Origin of the sequence: Methylosinus sp. LW3, assembly GCF_000527115.1 — a bacterium.
Taxonomy (GTDB): Bacteria; Pseudomonadota; Alphaproteobacteria; order Rhizobiales; family Beijerinckiaceae; genus Methylosinus.
The window spans coordinates 1,903,852-1,917,572 of record NZ_AZUO01000001.1 but is presented as its reverse complement, the minus strand read 5'-3'; the positions used below and the strand labels follow the sequence as shown (position 1 = coordinate 1,917,572).

Annotated in this window: 17 protein-coding genes and 1 tRNA gene; 6 read left to right on the top strand and 12 right to left on the bottom strand. The window is 66.1% G+C overall.

All coding sequences use genetic code 11. The features are described 5' to 3' along the window. Positions 1 to 3: 3 nt before the first annotated feature. Positions 4 to 216: a hypothetical protein gene (locus METLW3_RS0109745; protein ID WP_018265794.1), complete on the bottom strand. Its 213-nt coding sequence runs from the start codon at positions 214 to 216 to the stop codon at positions 4 to 6. A gap of 57 nt (positions 217 to 273) precedes the next feature. After that, positions 274 to 963, bottom strand: a complete 690-nt coding sequence (locus METLW3_RS0109740; protein ID WP_024879735.1) for a dienelactone hydrolase family protein — start codon at positions 961 to 963, stop codon at positions 274 to 276. 168 nt (positions 964 to 1,131) lie between these two features. Here METLW3_RS0109740 and METLW3_RS0109735 point away from each other — a divergent pair, with 168 nt between their 5' ends. From METLW3_RS0109735 to METLW3_RS26825, 3 genes are all read left to right on the top strand, one after another. Further along, a complete protein-coding gene (locus METLW3_RS0109735) occupies positions 1,132 to 1,323 on the top strand; it encodes a hypothetical protein (protein WP_024879734.1) in 192 nt (63 codons plus the stop codon). 112 nt (positions 1,324 to 1,435) lie between these two features. After that, a complete protein-coding gene (locus METLW3_RS0109730; protein ID WP_024879733.1) occupies positions 1,436 to 1,750 on the top strand; it encodes a hypothetical protein in 315 nt (104 codons plus the stop codon). A 131-nt stretch (positions 1,751 to 1,881) separates the two neighbouring features. Continuing rightward, the gene (locus tag METLW3_RS26825) at positions 1,882 to 4,377 is read left to right on the top strand and encodes an esterase-like activity of phytase family protein (protein WP_198022762.1); all 2,496 of its coding nucleotides are present in this window, start codon (positions 1,882 to 1,884) and stop codon (positions 4,375 to 4,377) included. A gap of 22 nt (positions 4,378 to 4,399) precedes the next feature. On the opposite strand, the gene METLW3_RS0109720 is transcribed toward METLW3_RS26825, so the two are convergent. The 4 genes from METLW3_RS0109720 to METLW3_RS0109705 all read right to left on the bottom strand — a co-directional run bounded on the left by METLW3_RS0109720 (position 4,400) and on the right by METLW3_RS0109705 (position 7,643). After that, a complete protein-coding gene (locus METLW3_RS0109720; RefSeq protein ID WP_024879731.1) occupies positions 4,400 to 5,224 on the bottom strand; it encodes a TetR family transcriptional regulator in 825 nt (274 codons plus the stop codon). 98 nt (positions 5,225 to 5,322) lie between these two features. Next, positions 5,323 to 6,147 carry a pyrroline-5-carboxylate reductase gene (gene proC / locus METLW3_RS0109715; RefSeq protein WP_024879730.1) on the bottom strand — a complete coding sequence of 275 codons (825 nt, stop codon included), beginning with the start codon at positions 6,145 to 6,147 and terminating at the stop codon, positions 5,323 to 5,325. Positions 6,148 to 6,152: 5 nt separating this feature from the next. Continuing rightward, entirely contained in the window at positions 6,153 to 6,656 is a 504-nt protein-coding gene (locus tag METLW3_RS0109710) for a YbjN domain-containing protein (RefSeq protein WP_024879729.1), read from the bottom strand. A 453-nt stretch (positions 6,657 to 7,109) separates the two neighbouring features. Further along, the gene (locus tag METLW3_RS0109705) at positions 7,110 to 7,643 is read right to left on the bottom strand and encodes a L,D-transpeptidase (RefSeq protein ID WP_024879728.1); all 534 of its coding nucleotides are present in this window, start codon (positions 7,641 to 7,643) and stop codon (positions 7,110 to 7,112) included. Positions 7,644 to 7,878: 235 nt separating this feature from the next. Between METLW3_RS0109705 and METLW3_RS0109700 the strand changes: the two genes are divergently transcribed. After that, positions 7,879 to 8,748, top strand: coding sequence for a methyltransferase domain-containing protein (locus tag METLW3_RS0109700; RefSeq protein WP_024879727.1), 870 nt, complete (start codon positions 7,879 to 7,881; stop codon positions 8,746 to 8,748). Here the strand turns inward: METLW3_RS0109700 and METLW3_RS25420 are convergent. Next, positions 8,745 to 9,116, bottom strand: coding sequence for a protease inhibitor I42 family protein (locus METLW3_RS25420; protein ID WP_024879726.1), 372 nt, complete (start codon positions 9,114 to 9,116; stop codon positions 8,745 to 8,747). The genes METLW3_RS0109700 and METLW3_RS25420 overlap by 4 nt on opposite strands. A 2-nt stretch (positions 9,117 to 9,118) precedes the next feature. Beyond that, positions 9,119 to 10,435 carry a glycosyltransferase gene (locus METLW3_RS0109690; protein WP_024879725.1) on the bottom strand — a complete coding sequence of 439 codons (1,317 nt, stop codon included), beginning with the start codon at positions 10,433 to 10,435 and terminating at the stop codon, positions 9,119 to 9,121. Between the two features lie 83 nt (positions 10,436 to 10,518). Between METLW3_RS0109690 and rlmN the strand changes: the two genes are divergently transcribed. Next, positions 10,519 to 11,685, top strand: a complete 1,167-nt coding sequence (gene rlmN, locus METLW3_RS0109685) for a 23S rRNA (adenine(2503)-C(2))-methyltransferase RlmN (protein ID WP_024879724.1) — start codon at positions 10,519 to 10,521, stop codon at positions 11,683 to 11,685. A gap of 15 nt (positions 11,686 to 11,700) precedes the next feature. Here rlmN and METLW3_RS0109680 read toward each other — a convergent pair whose 3' ends face one another. The 3 genes from METLW3_RS0109680 to METLW3_RS0109670 are packed head-to-tail and all read right to left on the bottom strand — an operon-like array spanning position 11,701 to position 13,129. Continuing rightward, entirely contained in the window at positions 11,701 to 11,994 is a 294-nt protein-coding gene (locus METLW3_RS0109680) for a hypothetical protein (protein ID WP_024879723.1), read from the bottom strand. 59 nt (positions 11,995 to 12,053) lie between these two features. Continuing rightward, positions 12,054 to 12,551 carry a disulfide bond formation protein B gene (locus tag METLW3_RS0109675; RefSeq protein ID WP_024879722.1) on the bottom strand — a complete coding sequence of 166 codons (498 nt, stop codon included), beginning with the start codon at positions 12,549 to 12,551 and terminating at the stop codon, positions 12,054 to 12,056. Then, entirely contained in the window at positions 12,548 to 13,129 is a 582-nt protein-coding gene (locus METLW3_RS0109670; protein WP_024879721.1) for a YqaA family protein, read from the bottom strand. The genes METLW3_RS0109675 and METLW3_RS0109670 overlap by 4 nt, the downstream gene beginning before the upstream one ends. A gap of 161 nt (positions 13,130 to 13,290) precedes the next feature. On the opposite strand from METLW3_RS0109670, the gene METLW3_RS0109665 reads away from it, so the two are divergent. Then, positions 13,291 to 13,375: transfer RNA gene (locus tag METLW3_RS0109665), tRNA-Leu, on the top strand. Positions 13,376 to 13,415: 40 nt separating this feature from the next. Here METLW3_RS0109665 and METLW3_RS0109660 read toward each other — a convergent pair. Next, positions 13,416 to 13,628 carry a SlyX family protein gene (locus METLW3_RS0109660; RefSeq protein WP_024879720.1) on the bottom strand — a complete coding sequence of 71 codons (213 nt, stop codon included), beginning with the start codon at positions 13,626 to 13,628 and terminating at the stop codon, positions 13,416 to 13,418. Positions 13,629 to 13,721: the final 93 nt, after the last annotated feature.

Below are 13,721 nucleotides of genomic sequence, written 5' to 3'. Positions count from 1 at the left end.
CGGTCAGCCCTCCGCCGGACAGGGGATTTCCTTCGTCACGCCTTCCAGAAAGGCCTTCATGCCGCAATTGGCGCGCAGGGGGCTCGGCTTCTGATTGCCTTCCCAGGTCAGGAAGGTGACGATCCCGCGCGGATTGATGGCGATCACCTTGTATCGCTCCGGTCCGCGGGTCGCATAGCATTTGCCTTCTTTTATGTCCTCGGCGGTCAGGGCCATGTTCTGATCTCCTTTCGCAATGTGCCTGACCTCGTCCCGCAAGAGCCGTGCCGAGCCTCAATGCGCGTGATCGTGATCGTCGTGGTCATGATCGTGATCGTCCTCATGCGCCGCGCTCTTCTTGTGCACGACATGCTCGGTGAGGAAATCGCCCGCGGCGATCACCCCGTCATCGTCCATCGCATGCTCGAGACCCTTGCGCGTCATCGACAGGACCTTGGCGCCCTGCCCTGTGAGAGCGGCCTTAGTCTCGCGCACGGCGGCGAGCGGCGCGATGGCGTCGGCGTCGCCATGGATCAGCAGCACGGGCGGCGCGCCATCAGGGCCGATGGACGGCGCCGCGCCATAGGGACCGCCGGCAAAGGCGACCACCGCCGCCGCCGGCCCCGGCCGCGCGACGCCGGCGAGCAGCGAGAGGGTCGCTCCTTGCGAGAAGCCGACCAGCGCCAGATGCGAGGCGGGCAGCCGGCGCTTGGCCAGCGCCGCCTCGAGAAAGCGCTCGAGCGCCGCCAGCCCTTTAGCGAGCCCCTCTGGATCAGCGGCGTCGAACCAGCGCTTCACGCCATCGGCGCCGGCGGGCGCCTCGGCGGAGAGAAACTCGGCCTTTGGCATGGTCGGCGCCCAATTGAGCGCATGATCGACCATGGTTTGGCCGTCGGCGCCCTCCCCATGCAGCATCACGACGAGAAAAGCGGGCTTGCCGCAGGAGAGAGCGGCCAGCGCCGGCCCTTCCACAATGTCGGTCATGGGGTGCGTCCTCCGTGCGCCGGCGCCCCCGCCGGCCAAAAAGGGAGGTTCAATAAGCGTGCCGCCGCATGTCTCGGCATATGGCGCCCAATCTGCTTCATCGTCGCCGCGCCGGAGACGGACCGGCGCACCGTGAGACCCAACACAAAGCAACAGGAGGAGGACCGCGTGGCGGACTACAAAGTGACGGTCGAGGAGCAGGCCGACGGAAAATGGGCCTGTTTCCTGCACGTGCCGGGTGAGGAGCCGTATAATCTCGGCAAGTCGTTCAAGAGCGAGGACCGCGCGGACGCCTGGCTGACCGTCGGCGAGGCGACGACGGCGATCGATATGGCGGTGGCCAAGCTCACCAAGAAGTGAGCGAGCGGTAAGGGCCGCGACGCGCGCCTGTCGGATATCCGACAGGCGTTCCCGGCCCTTCGTCCATTTTGTCCCGCGCCGCCGAAGCCGCGCGCACCAAGGAGCGAAAAAAATGGCCGTTGATTTGAAGGGCGATTGGACCGACGCCGACATTGCGAAGCTCATCGGCTCGGTCGTCGACGACCGCGACTGGCGGCTCGAGGTCAGCACCGACGGAATCGCCTCGCTCGTCGACAAGACGGCGCATCCGACCGACGACGCCTATGACAACACGCTCCACTGCTTCCTCGAGACATGGATGCAGGGAACGGATTTCGTCGGCCCTTCGGCCGCCGGCGACAAGGATCTCGTCGGCAAGGTCGCCAAGGCGCTGCGCGAGAACTACCCGACACTCAAGGGCCTCAAATTCGTCTACGTGTCCTTGTGACGCTCGCGCATCGTGGCGCAAAGGCCACAGCGTGAAAATGTTTCCGCTCTGTTAACGATCGTGGCCAGACTGTCACCGAATCGTTAACAGGCGGCCATAGACCTCCGGCCAAGCTAAAGCCGGGGGATAAAATGCCTTTTCGTTACTGGTTGCTCGCGTCCATCTCGACGCTCGCGCTTCACGGCGCCGCAATGGCGCAGACCTATCGTACGCCCAATATCGTCGCCAATGACGGCGCCGCCTCCGTCGGCCTGGGTGGCGTGACCTTCACCAATCAAGGTCTCGTCGGAACCGGACGTCTTCCGGCGGGGACGATCGACTTCCTCGGCGACACGCTCGGCTCCTTCTCGAGCCTCGCCATCGACCCTTATTCCTGGCGGCGCAGCGGCTCGACTTTCGTCGCGACCATGCTCGCCCTGCCCGACCGCGGCCTCAACGATCCCGCCAATGGCGTCTTCTCCGATTATGCGGGACGGCTGCTGCGCTTCAACATCGCCTTCTCGCCCTATTCGGGCGCGAATCTCCCCGCCTCCACCAGCTCGCAGAATCAGGTGCAGATGACGCCCGACGGCGGCGTCCTGCTGCGCGACAATCAGGGCAAGACATTCACCGGCGCCGATTCTGGGTCGGGAGCCGTCAATCTCTTCGGCCGCCTCACGCCGAGCCCTTCCGCTGGCTCGATCGGCGCCGGCAAGCTATCGCTCGACGCCGAGGGGCTGGCCTTCAAGACCGACCGCAGCTTCTACGTCAGCGACGAATACGGCCCGTCGATCTTTTATTTCGACGCCAATGGCAATCTCGTCGGCTCGGTCGGAATTCCCTCGGCGCTGCTGCCGCGGACCAATGGCGCGATCGACTTCAATTCGACAGTCGCGCCGACGACTGGACGCCGCAACAATCAGGGGCTCGAGGCGGTCTCGGTCAGCCCGGACGGCAACCGGCTGTTCGCGATCCTGCAGAGCGCGACGATGCAGGATCAGGCCTCTGGACAGCAGACGCGCAACAATACGCGCATCCTGGTCTATGATATTTCGCTCAATCCGACGCCGGCGGCGCCGATCGAGACCTATGTGCTGCAGCTGCCGACCTACAGGCTGAACGGCGATGGCGGCAGCGCCAATCGCACCGCGGCGCAGAGCGAGATGGTGGCGCTCAACGACAAGCAGTTCCTCGTGCTGGCGCGCGACGGAACCGGCCAGGGTCCGGCGGGCGGCAATCCGATCATGGTCAAATCCATCTATCTCGTCGACATCGGCAATGCGACCAATATCGCCGGCACGGCCGCCGATACGACGGCGGGCGGCCAGGTCGCGCCCAATGGCGTGCTGAATCCGGCGATCACGCCGGCGCAGTCGGTCGAGCTCGTGAACATGCTCAACACGACGCAGCTCGCCCGCTTCGGCCTCAATCTGAACAATGGCGCGCCCGGCCAGTCGGCGCAGTCGCAGCTCACTCTGGCGGAGAAATGGGAGGGCATGGCGCTCGTCCCGACGCTCGTCGAGGGCCGGCCGAACGACTTCTACCTCTTCGTCTCCAACGACAATGATTTCACCACGACCAATGGCGTGATGCAGGGCCAGAGCTATAACTCCGGCCAGAACAACGACAATATGGTCCTCGTCTATAAGCTCACCCTGCCGACCGCCGTCGATCCGCTGTTCCTCAAATCCATGCGCGATACGACGCCCCAGGTGCTCGGACGCATCGACGCCGGCGCTCTCGGCCTCGCCTCGAGCGCCGCCGCGCCGGTCATCGCGCAGCTGCAATCGATTCGACGCGCGCAGAGCGGCGTCTTCGCGGCGCAGGGCCTCTCGACCTGGCTCGGCGGCAATGTCGATTTCGGCCCCACTGCGTCGCGGCCCGGGCTCGACGGCGACCGCACGCTCTATGGCGGCTCCTTCGGCGTCGATTATGGCTGGAAGGAGATTCGCGTGGGCGTCGCGGCGACGGTGCGCGCAGGCCAATATGGCGGCGGCGCGCTCGGCTATTTCGACATTTCGCCGACCGTCTCGCCGAGCCTCTACGCCGGCTATTTCGGCGATCTCTTCTATCTGCACGGAACGGCGACCTTCTCGCCGGACGTCGGCTTCTCCGACATTCGCCGCCTCGGCGCCTATGGGCTCACCGGCGTCGGCCGCACCAGCGTCGATTCTTACGCGTTCGGCGGCGAGATCGGCGCCAAGCTGAAGCTCGACGCCTTCCAATTCACGCCCTTCTTCGGCGTGACGCAGACCCATGCGACCATTCGCGGCTATACGGAGAGCGGGGCGGCCGGCGGCAATGTCGTCTATCCGGAGCACTCGACCTATGCGACGACGCTGCGCTTTGGCGGCGAGGTCTCGGCCTCTTTCCTCGGCGTCAATCCTTGGGTGCGGGTCGCCTATAATGAGATGCTCGACCGCGATCCCAGGCGTGTGAACGTCAGTCTCGCCGGCGTGCTCAGCCAAATGGCGACGCAGACGATCCTCATTCCGACCTATGATCGCAATTCCGTCACGGTCGGCGTCGGCGCGCAGGGCGATCTCGCGCCGAATATCGGCTGGCGCATCGGCTATGACGCCGATGTCGCGACTCGCAACGGGGCCGTCGCCCATTCGGTGACGACGGCCGTGCGCATCGGCTTTTGATGAAAGCGGGACGACGCCGCCGTCAAGCGGTGGCGTCGTCCGGATGCCGGCGATGGCCTTCGCCGTGGTGATGTCCATCGGCGTGAGGATGATCTTCGGCGTGGTGATGACGCCGACGCGCCTCCTCATAATCTTCCTCGAACTCATCGTCGCGGTCGCGCGCATGATGGCGGTGGCGACGGCGGCCGGTCATTCCGCGGAACACCGCCCGCGCCAGACCACGCAGCGGCGAGGTCAAGCGGCTCACATCCTCGATCCGCTCGATCACCGCCTCGCTACGTGAGAGCTCACGGTCGAGCGCGGCCTTGGTGCGACACAGATCGACGTCGCGATCGTCGAACCATGTTCCGAGCACGCGCCACCAGGCGATGGAGAGGCCCTGCAGCTTCAACGCGCCGAGCGCGCCTTCGCTGTCTATGTCGGCGGCCTCCAGCATGAAACGCATGGAATTGACCGTCTCGCGGTTGAGCGCGGCCGCCGCCAGCGGATCGGTCGAAGCCCATTGCGAGATCGATTCCAGCGCATTGCGATAGGGCTCGAGCGCCTCGAGACGGCGCAGCAGCACCTCATAGAGCCGCTCCTTGGCGGGCTCCGAGGCGTAGCGGCCGGCAAAATCCTCCAGCACCTGCCGGTCGATCTTGCGCGAGAAAGCCGCCAGCACTGCACCCTTGGACGGAAAGCAGTCGCGGAAATCCGCGAGCGAGACATCCGCGTCCTGGGCGATGTCGGAAATCGCGATATCCTCGAAGGCGCGGCGCGCCGCCAGCCGCATCAAGGATTCGACGATACGGTCGCGGACCGAGCCGCTTCCATTGCCTGTTTCGTTGGTCTTGCCGCTCGTCGCCATCGCCGCCTCCTCACATCGCTCGAAGCCAGCCGCTTCCAAGTCAATTTAGGCAAGCTAATTTAGGGCGTTTTTGCCGGATCGGAAGCACTTTGCGCCGCTCAGCCGGACAATTCCCCCGCCCGGCGCTTCGCCGCGGCGACCGCGCGCTCCAGCAGCGGCGCGAGGCCGTCGCCCGCCATCAGGACATCGAGCGCCGCCGCGGTCGTGCCGCCGGGCGAGGTGACGTTCTGACGAAGCGTCGCCGGCGTCGTATCGGCGCTCTGACGCAATAACTCGCCGGCGCCGGAAACGGTTGCGCGGGCCAGCCGCGCCGCAGTCTCCTCCGGCAGGCCGGCCTCGACGCCCGCCCTGGTCAGGCATTCGACGAAATAGAAGACATAGGCCGGACCGGAGCCGGATACGGAAGTCACGGCGTCGACCAGCGGCTCGCTCTCGACCCACACCACCTCGCCGACGGCGGCGAGCAGAGTCTCCGCCAGCGCGTGATTCTCCGCATCGACGGCGGGCGCGGCGAAGGCGCCGGTGATTCCGCGGCCGATGGCGGCCGGCGTGTTGGGCATTGCGCGTACGAAAAGCCGCGCCTGCGGCAGCCGCGCGGAAAGATCGGCGACGCGCTTGCCGGCGAGAATGGAGACGATGAGCGTATCGGCGCCGGCTTCTACCGCGATCGTCGGCGCGACTTGATCCAGCGCCTGCGGCTTCACGGCGAGCAGAAGCGCGCGCGGGGCCTCGCGATTTTCGGGGTTGAGGCGAAAGCCGCGCTCCTGCGCGAGCGAGACGAGCGCCGGCGAAGGCTGCGGCTCGACAATGGTCACACCCGCGCCAGAAAGCCCGCGAGCCGCCCAGCCCTGCAGCAGGGCGAAACCCATTTTTCCGGCCCCGACCAGAGTGATCGAGCGGGGCAGCTCGGCCGCTTCGGCCATTTGGATCACGCTTCTCCCTTGGTCTCGAAGGTCGCGGTCTCGAGCGCTTCCTTAGCGCCCTTGCCGGCCCAGAGCACGAATTGGAACGCCTGATAATAACGCTCGCAGGTCTCCAGCGCATGGTCCAGCAGAGCGGCGCATTGCGGGCCGGAGGGCTGGGCGCCGCCGGTCAGCAGCAGGCCCTGGCGATGCATGACCACCCCCTCGGTCGGCCAAAGATCGAAATGGCCGACCCAGAGCTGCTCGTTGATGGTGCGGATCAGCGCCTGCGCCTCGGTGCGGCGGCGCTCGGGCACCCGCAGATCGAAGGCGCAGCTCACATGGAGCGTCTCGAGCTCCGCCAGCCAGGTGAAGGCCACATGATAGTCCGTCCAGCCGCCGGCGACCGAGATGGAAATCTCGTCTTCGGCGTCACGATCGAAGCTCCAGTCATTGGTGGCCGCCAATTGCTCGACGATGTCGACGGGATGCAGGGGACGGTCGAAGTCTTTGTCAGGTGCGATCAGCATGAGCGAAACCTAATGTGAGGGTCGGCCAGACGAGGGCGACGGACGCTTCTCTCTTCAGAGACGCATACGCTGACTGCGAGCCTCGCGTTCCCGTTGTTCGGGAACCGCCGACGAAACGAATCGTCCTGCTCGTTCACTATACTCGAAACGATTGAAATGCCGCCGACTCAACTCTTCGTGGGCGCGAACCTCAAGTGCGTTCGTCGATTTGTCGCACAGTGGTGGATTCGTTCCGGCCGGTCTACAGGCGGCGGGCCGACGTCCACAAGCTGAAGCATTCGCGGAGCGAAAAACCATGGGACAAGTCTCCGCCGCTCGGCTTGCGCGAAGCTGCGCGACGGCCTTGGAGCTGTTCCGCTTTCGTCTTTCGAGCGCGTCATCCCTCCGATCCGATCGGACGACGCACTCTATTCTCTATTGGGGGCATGAGTTCTGATCGATCGAAAAGCGTGATCAGGGCGTCATGACCACCGGCGTGCCCACGCCGACGCGCTCATAGAGGTCCACAACATCCTCGTTCAGCATGCGAATGCAGCCATAGGAGGCGGCCGTGCCGACCGAGGCGCGCATCTTATTGGTGGTGCCGTGGATCGCCACCTGATTGCGGTCGAGCGTCAGGGCGCGGACGCCCATCGGATTATGCGGCGAGCCGCCATGGATGAAATTGGGCAGCTCCGGATGGTCATGCTTGACCACCGCCGGCGGGACCCAATCGGGATTCACATATTTCCCGTCGATATGGGCGTAGCCGGACCATTCCTTGCCGGCCTTGGGCACGGCGACCGGATAGCGAATGGCGGTGCCGTCCCCATTGACCAGGAACAGGCTGCGCTGGCGGGCGCTGATGACCACAGTGCCCGCCTGAACCGGGGCGCTGTAGGAGACGACATTATGCGCCGCGCTCGCCGCCCCCGGCAGAGCGAGGCCGCCCGCGAGCGCCGCCGCGGCCGTGAAACTCGAAATACGCTGACGAAACGAAATGCACATGGCTCACCTTCTCCGAATGGCCGGCGTCGCATTCGAACATGTCGCGCATTCTAGCTTCGGCCACATTCCGCGCCAGCCATCCCATAGTTGCGGTTACGGTTTAACACTAAGATTTCCTTACCTGTCTCGCTAAAGCGCGACAAATGCCGAGAAATCCCCGCCTAATTTCCGCCGCCCCATTTCCGGCGCGCCGGGCGGCGGTTGCGCGAGGCGCGCGTTCGGGGCATGACGGGGCATGGAGAGAGGACAGTCCGCGCCGGCGATCTTCGATCGCGCTCTGCTGCGTCGCCGGCTGGCGCGGGCCGCGGCGCGCGGCGCGCCGGATTTTCTATTGGCGCGCGCCGCCGATGATCTCGCCGACCGGCTGGCGGGCATAAAGCGCCCCTTCCCGCGCTCGCTCGATCTCTGCACCCCGGCAGCGCATTTCGCGCAGACCGTCGTCGCCGGCGGGCGACCCGCGCCGCTGCGGGCCGGGCGTTTCTACGAGCCCGGCGTCCATCTCGTCGCCGAGGAGGAGGCGCTGCCCTTCGCGGCGGAGGCTTTCGATCTCATCGTCTCCGGCTTTGCGCTGCAATGGGTGGACGATCTGCCCGGCGCGCTCGCCCAGGCGCGGCGCATGCTGGCGCCGGATGGGCTGTTTCTGGCCTGCTTTCCGGGCGGCGCGAGCCTCATAGAGCTGCGCGCCGCGCTCGCCCAGGCGGAGGACGAGATTTCCGGCGGCGCCAGCCCGCGCGTCTCGCCTTTCGTCGATCTGCGCGATCTCGGCGGGCTGTTGCAGCGGGCGGGCTTCGCTCTGCCGGTGACGGACGTCGATTCCTTCACGCTGCGCTATGATTCCATGTTCGCGCTCTGCGCCGAGCTGCGGGCCATGGGCGCGGCCAATGTGCTGACGGAGCGCTCCCGCAAGCCGCTGCGGCGCGCCATTCTGCTGCGCGCGGCGGAAATCTACGCGACACGCTTTTCAGACGCCGACGGCCGCGTGCGGGCGACGATGGAGCTGGTCTGGCTCTCCGGCTGGGCGCCGCATGAGAGCCAGCAGAAGCCGCTGCAGCCGGGCTCCGCGCAAATGCGGCTCGCCGATGCGCTGAAGCCGAAGGACGGCTAGCGCGCCTGAATTTCGATCGTCCGCCGCTGAACGGCGCGCTTCTCCCAGGGCCGCTCCTCGACGAAAACAAGGCGCGCCCTCCCCGCGGTGACGGCCTCTATGCGGAAGAAACGCCGACCCGGCGCGCCCACCAGCGCCCGATCCGGCGCGTCGCCCGCGGGCGTGAAGCCGCCGTCGCCGACCCGCACGATCGCCGGATTTTCGCTCGCCTCGCGATCGAAGCGCCAGACATAGCCGGTGGACGGATTCTCGACGAATTCGATCGTCCGCGTCTCGCCCTTGGCCAGAGAAAGACGCCCCTCCCCGGCCCGAACCGCAGATAATTCGAGCAAAATCATCGCTATCGCGACAAGAATCGGCTTTGTCATCCTTAAGCCTCGACCGCAATTGCAGCGCATCCGATCAACTCGGCGATCTTCGCCGCGGCGGCCGCCGCGCCGTCCTCTCGGCCGATGCGATCGGCCGCCTCGCGGGCCTTCTGCGCATGACGCGCGTCGGCGAGCAGCGCGCCCAGCTCCTTCGTCAGGCGCTCGGCGGAGCAGCGCTCATAGGACAGCAGCCGCCCGACGCCGAGACGCGCCACGCGCGCGGCATTGTCGTGCTGATCGCCGAAGACGGGGACGACGAGCTGCGGCCTCCCGGCGCGCAGCGCCTGCCCGCAAGTTCCCGAGCCGCCGTGATGAACGATGGCGGCGGCGCGCGGGAAGATCAGCGAATGGCGGACATGGCCGGCGACGAAAAGCTGCGGCGGCAATCCCTCGGCCAGCGCCTCGCGCTCCTCATCGGCGACCAGCAGCACCGCGCGGCGCCCGAGGCTCAACGCCGCGCGGCCGGCGGCGCGGTAGAAGTCCGAGCGGGCGTGGACGACGAAACTGCCCAGCGTCACGACGATCGGCGGCTCGCCCGCGGCGAGAAATTCCGCCAGCCCCGCCGGCAAGGCCTCGGCCGTATCGGCGAAGCGATCGTGGAAAGTATGGCCGGCGACAAAGAGATCGGCCGGATGATCGGGCTGCGACGGCGCCAGCAGCGGGCTGAGCAGGCCGAGCGTCCCCCGCGCATAGGGACCTCCGGTCAAGAGCGCGCGCCCGCGCCGATGCGGCAGGCCGAGCGCGCGCCGCAGCCGCGCGATCGGCCGCCCCTGAAAGGCCAGAAAATGCGTCAGCGCAAAGCCGAGCGCCTTATTATAGGCGAGCGCGAGACCCGAGCGCGGCTGCGCCAGAAAGCGCGAGCGCGGGCCGAGCGGCGGATCATAGGCGGAGAGCAGAAAGAGCGGCGACACCACGCCGTCGAAGAGCGGAACGCCGAGCCGCTCCGCCGCGAGCTTGGCTGAGAAACATATGCTATGCGCGACGATCGCCGCCGCGCCCTCGCTGGCCGCGGCGACATCCTCATAGCTCTCGCGCAGATAAGGAAAGATCAGCTCGCGGAACATGAAGCCGTCCTCGCGCGCGACGCGATCGGCGAGCCCGCCGATATCCATGCCGAGCCGCGCGGCGAGCGCGTCGATATCCGGCCGCATGGCGGCGAAGCCGAGCCCCTCGCTCTCGATCCACTCCCGATAAAAGGCGCTGGCGACGATCACCGGGCGAAAGCCGAGGCGTTTCAAGGCATGAGCGAGCGCCACATAAGGATTGAGGTCGCCGAGCGAGCCGAAGGTCGCTATGACGATTTTCTGCCCATCCGTCATTCGCGTCCCAATGCCTCCTCGCCGGCCGTGGAACCCGCCGCGGCGCATGTTATACTGCTTTCCTCGTGAGAAAGAGGACTTAGATGACCGCCGCTTCCGCTTCCGATCCAATGCCGTCGCTCGCTGGCGCCACGCGCGCCGAGCTGGCCGATGCGCTGCGCGCCATAGAGATTCCGGAGCGCGAGATCAAAATGCGGGTCTCGCAGCTGTGGCATTGGATCTATTTCCGCGGCGCGCGCGAGTTTTCCGAGATGCTCAACATCTCGAAAGTCGTGCGCGCAAAGCTCGCCGAGCGCTTCACGCTTGCACTGCCGGAGATCGCCGCCGAGCAGGTCTCCACCGACGGCACGCGCAAATGGCTGCTGCGGCTCGACCCTGTCGACGCCAACGACAAGGGCGCGGAGATCGAATGCGTCTATATTCCCGAGAGCGACCGCGGCACCTTATGCGTCTCCAGCCAAGTGGGCTGCACGCTCAATTGCAGCTTTTGCCACACCGGCACGCAAAAGCTGGTGCGCAATCTGACGACGCGCGAGATCGTCGCGCAGCTTCTCGTCGCGCGCACGCGGCTCGGCGATTTCCCCGGCCTCGAGCCGCCCACAGATGGGCTCGTGCCATCGGGGCCGGACGTGCGCGCCGTCTCCAACATCGTCTTCATGGGCATGGGCGAGCCGCTCTATAATCTCGAGCAGGTCGAGGATGCGATCGAGATCATGTCCGATGGCGACGGGCTGTCGCTGTCGAAGCGGCGCATCACCGTCTCGACATCCGGCGTCGTGCCGCAGATCGAGAAGCTCGGCGCCGAATGCGGGCCTATGCTCGCGATCTCGCTGCACGCCGTGCGCGATCCGCTGCGCAATGAGCTGGTGCCGCTCAACAAGAAATATCCGATCCGCGAATTGCTCGACGCCTGTCGCGACTATCCAGGCGCCTCCAATGCGCGGCGCATCACTTTCGAATATGTGATGCTGAAGGGCGTCAACGACAGCCCGGCGGAAGCGCGCGAATTGGTGCGGCTGCTGAAGGGCATTCCGGCCAAGATCAATCTGATCCCCTTCAACCCCTGGCCGGGCGCGCCCTATGAGTGCTCCGATTGGGAGACGATCGAGCGCTTCTCCGACATCGTCTTCAACGCCGGCTATGCGAGCCCGGTGCGCACGCCGCGCGGCCGCGACATTCTCGCGGCCTGCGGACAACTGAAGAGCGAGACCGAGAAGCTGCGCGCAAGGGCGCGGCTCGCGGTGGAGTGAGCCAGGCCGGAACAGTCAGCCCAGCAGCCGGCGCAGCGCCTCCGCGCTGGTGACGGCGCCATTGGCCGGCGCGCCCTTATTGGCGAGCTTGTCGAGCGTGATGAGGATTTTCGTCAGCTTGTCCTGCATCAGATTGACGTCATTCGCCAATTCGTTGAAACGATTCTCCAATAGGATGAGATGCCGGCCGAGCGCCCGCGTGTTGGGCGAGCCGTCCGGGCTGGTCTGAACGCCCTGCGTCTGCATGTCGTATTGCTGGAAGACTCGCATCGAATTCTCCGATTGGTCGCCGCCGAGAGGAATGGTCACATCTCTATCGGGCAGAGGATGGCGCGAGCCGGCCCTGCGACAAGGCCGTTCGGAGAATTTCAGCGGCCGCCGCGCGCGGCGCGAAAGGCGATGGCGGCGAGAGCGGCGGAGATCAGCACATTCCAATTGCTGAGCGTGAGCGCGAAGATGCGCAGCGCCGGACGATCGCAGCTCACCACTTTCATCTTGTCGAGCGAGGAGCGGAAATCGTCGAAGGAGCCGGCCTTGCGCAGAGCGCCCGTGCATTCGGAGGGGCCGGGAAAGAGCTTCAGCTCGACGCCGGAATGATACAGCGCCAGCGCCGTTCCCGCCGCGAACAGAAGCCCGAGCAGCGCCAGAGCGACGCGCGCGGCGCCCTCCCCGCCCCGCTGCAGCGCTATGGCCGCAAAGGCGGCGAGCGGAATGCCGGCGTAATAGGGAATGCGCTGCTTCAGGCACAGCTCACAGGGGGCGAAGCCCATCGCCTCGATGATCCAGGCGCCGCCTATGGTGGCGACGGCGACGACGAGAACGGCCAGCGCCGCGCGTTGTCGCGTGGAGAGCAGCGCCGCGATCACAGGAATTTCGCCGCCACGACGAAGCCGACGACAACGATCGCCGCCATCCCGCCGATGAACAGGCCGAAATGCGCCTCGAGCTTGTCGCGCAGAAAATCGCCGAAATGATTGATGGCGGCGGCGAGGATGAAGAAGCGCAGGCCGCGCGTCACCAGCGAGAGCGCGAGAAACAGGCCGAAATTATAATCCATCAGCCCGGAGACGATGGTGACGAGCTTGAAGGGAATGGGCGTCAGCCCTTTCACCAGAATGAAGAGAGCGCCCCAATGGGCATAGAACGCCCGCAGCGCCTCCATTTTGGCGGCGTAGCCATAGAGATCGATGAGCCACAGGCCGATCGTGTCGTAGAACAGCGCGCCTATGGCGTAGCCGAGCGCGCCGCCGGCCACAGAGGCCACGGTGCAGATGCCGGCATAGAACCAGGAACGCTTGGGCTCGGCCAGCGACATAGGCAGGAGAATCACATCCGGCGGAACCGGGAAGAAGGAGCTTTCCGCAAAAGCTATGGCGCCGAGCGCGAACGGCGCATGCCGGCTGCCGGCGAGCGACATGGTCCAGTCGTAGAGCTTTTTGATCATTTTCCAACCGGTTCTAAGGGCGAAGCGCCCCTCGCTTACCATCTCGCGGCGCCGGAGGCGAGGCTGGCCGCGCATCGGCCGTGCGAAACGCGCAAGCTCGCCTTGACGGAGGCTTCGGCCCGGCTAATATCCGCGCCGCGACGCCGGCCCCGCCGGCCCGCGCCCCTGTGGCGGAATTGGTAGACGCGCTCGACTCAAAATCGAGTTCCGCAAGGAGTGCTGGTTCGACTCCGGCCAGGGGCACCAATAGCCTAATAATTCAAGTAGATAGAACCGCGCCCGCATCTCAATAATGCGGCGGCGGTCGCTCCGGCGCGTCGCGGTGGCCGAGCGTCTGGAACTCCTCGCGCAGGCGAGCGATCTGCCGTTCCAGCGCGTCGATCCGTCGCCATTGCGAGGCGATGACGTCGTTCAGATCGGCGACGGTCTTGTCCTGATGCGCGAGCGCCGTCTCCAGGGCGACGAGACGAGAGGACAAATCCGAAAGCTCACCGCTCATGAGGGCTCCATTGCGCCGCGCATTCCATCGGCCGGCGCGCGCATCCAAGCTTCGATCGCGCGGAAAGACAAGAGCTTCCGCTCCGGCTCCGCC